The 2527-nt window shown below is 63.4% G+C and carries 1 protein-coding gene and 1 pseudogene; one reads left to right on the plus strand and one right to left on the minus strand.

The features are described from left to right. Positions 1-96: 96 nt before the first annotated feature. A pseudogene (locus tag ACNQQL_RS35795) lies at positions 97-255 on the minus strand (transposase); the annotation flags it as partial. A gap of 373 nt (positions 256-628) precedes the next feature. Between ACNQQL_RS35795 and gspD the strand changes: the two are divergent. After that, the coding region (gene gspD / locus ACNQQL_RS35800; RefSeq protein ID WP_416392823.1) for a type II secretion system secretin GspD at positions 629-2527 on the plus strand (1899 nt) is incomplete at its 3' end.

Consider the following 2527-nt stretch of genomic DNA (forward strand, 5'->3'; position numbering starts at 1 on the left):
CCTGATGCACCGGTACAACTGGATACGGCCGCATCAGTTCAACGACGGACTGGCGCCGGCCGTTGCGGAAGAAAAACTTAACGCAGTGTCCGGGATTAGTTGACCACTACACATCCCGGTGTATTGCTTCTTCCGCCGATAGAGCGTCTGTTCCGAAATACCGACCTGCCGGATCACATCGACCACCGGCATGTCCAGCTCGGCTTGCTTCAGCACCGCCACAATCTGTTCGATCGAAAAGCGTTTCCGTTTCATGACAAGCCACCTCCTGGTTCAGGGTGAAGTTTGCCGCAAAACTCGCGCTCGGATCGGTCCAAGATTCCTAAAGCGGATCAATAACGAGAGCTTCTGTCGACCACAGCACGGAATTTCAAGACGTTTCTTGTGGTCGACCCCGTCGGATTCAGCGAAAATATTGAGTCGCCAATAAGGTCACATGACTCAGCGAATTAAGTCTGCGGGGGGCTATTTTTCGAGCCGCTCTGCGGCTTCGCCAAAATTAAATTGGCATCTCGCCCCCTGTTTTGGTTGAGTTCCGTCGATCTTTTATCCTCCTTCGCGGTGCTCGTTATGGCACTCCTGTGCTGCGTCCCCAATGACCTTTTCAATGATAAAAGATCGCTTGGTTGTGCGGCAAGTCGCCACAACCCTGATCGTCGCCGGCATCATCGGCTCACAGGCCGCCTACGCTCAGGTCACGCTCAACTTCGTGAATGCGGATATCGCCCAGGCCGCCAAGGCGATCGGCGCCGCAACCGGCAAGACCATCATCGTCGACCCCCGCGTGAAGGGGCAGCTCAACCTCGTTGCCGAACGTCCGGTGCCGGAAGACCAGGCGCTGAAGACGCTGCAGTCGGCGCTGCGCATGCAGGGCTTCGCGCTCGTGCAGGATCACGGCGTGCTGAAGGTCGTGCCCGAGGCCGACGCGAAGCTGCAGGGCGTGCCGACCTATGTCGGCAATGCGCCGCAGGCGCGCGGCGACCAGGTGATCACGCAGGTGTTCGAGCTGCACAACGAATCGGCGAACAACCTGCTGCCCGTGCTGCGGCCGCTGATCTCGCCGAACAACACGGTGACGGCCTACCCGGCGAACAACACGATCGTCGTGACCGACTATGCGGACAACGTGCGCCGCATCGCGCAGATCATCGCGGGCGTCGACAGCGCCGCGGGCGCGCAGGTGCAGGTCGTTCCGCTGCGCAACGCGAACGCGATCGACCTTGCCGCACAGTTGCAGAAAATGCTCGATCCGGGCGCGATCGGCAACAGCGATGCAACGCTGAAGGTGTCGGTCACGGCCGACCCGCGCACCAACTCGCTGATGCTGCGCGCGTCGAGCGCATCGCGCCTCGCGGCCGCGAAGCGCCTCGTGCAGCAGCTCGACGCACCGAGCGCGGTGCCCGGCAACATGCACGTCGTGCCGCTGCGCAACGCCGATGCGGTGAAGCTCGCGAAGACGCTGCGCGGGATGCTCGGCAAGGGCGGCAACGACAGCGGCTCGTCGGCGTCGTCCAACGATGCGAACAGCTTCAACCAGAGCGGCGGCTCGTCGTCGAGCGGCAACTTCTCGACCGGGTCGTCCGGCACCCCGCCGCTGCCGTCCGGCGGCCTCGGCGGCTCGTCACCGTTGTCATCCCACGGCAGCGGTGGGATCGGCAACGCTGGCCTGCTCGGCGGCGACAAGGGCAAGAGCGACGACAACCAGCCGGGCGGGATGATCCAGGCCGATGCGGCGACCAACGCGCTGATCATCACCGCGTCCGATCCAGTTTACCGGAACCTGCGCTCGGTGATCGACCAGCTCGACAAGCGTCGCGCGCAGGTCTACATCGAAGCGCTGATCGTCGAGCTGAACTCGACGACGGCCGGCCAGCTCGGCATCCAGTGGCAGGTCGCGAGCGGCGCGCTGCTCGCCGGCACGAACCTCGCGGCCACCGCCGGCGGCGTCGCGGGCAACAGCATCGTCAATCTGACGACCGGCGGGGCGACCGCCGGTACCCGAACGGTTTCAAGGCTCGGGCTGGCGTCGAACCTCGCTAATCTCAACCAGGGCCTCAACATCGGCTGGCTGCACAACATGTTCGGCGTGCAGGGACTCGGCGCGCTGCTGCAGTATTTCGCGGGCGTGAGCGACGCGAACGTGCTGTCGACGCCGAACCTGATCACGCTCGACAACGAGGAAGCGAAGATCGTCGTCGGCGAGAACGTACCGATCCCGACCGGTTCGTATTCGAACCTGACGAGCGGCACGACGAGCAATGCGTTCAATACGTACGATCGCCGCGACGTCGGCCTGACGCTGCACGTGAAGCCGCAGATTACCGACGGCGGGATCCTGAAGCTGCAGCTCTACACGGAGGATTCGGCGGTCGTCAGCGGTACCACCAACGCGCAGACCGGCCCGACCTTCACGAAGCGCTCGATCCAGTCGACGATCCTGGCGGACAACGGCGAGATCATCGTGCTCGGCGGTTTGATGCAGGACAACTACCAGGTGTCGAACAGCAAGGTACCGCTGCTCGGCGAC

The sequence above is a fragment of the Burkholderia sp. LFS061 genome, from assembly GCF_047978125.1.
Classification (GTDB): Bacteria; Pseudomonadota; Gammaproteobacteria; order Burkholderiales; family Burkholderiaceae; genus Burkholderia; species Burkholderia pyrrocinia_C.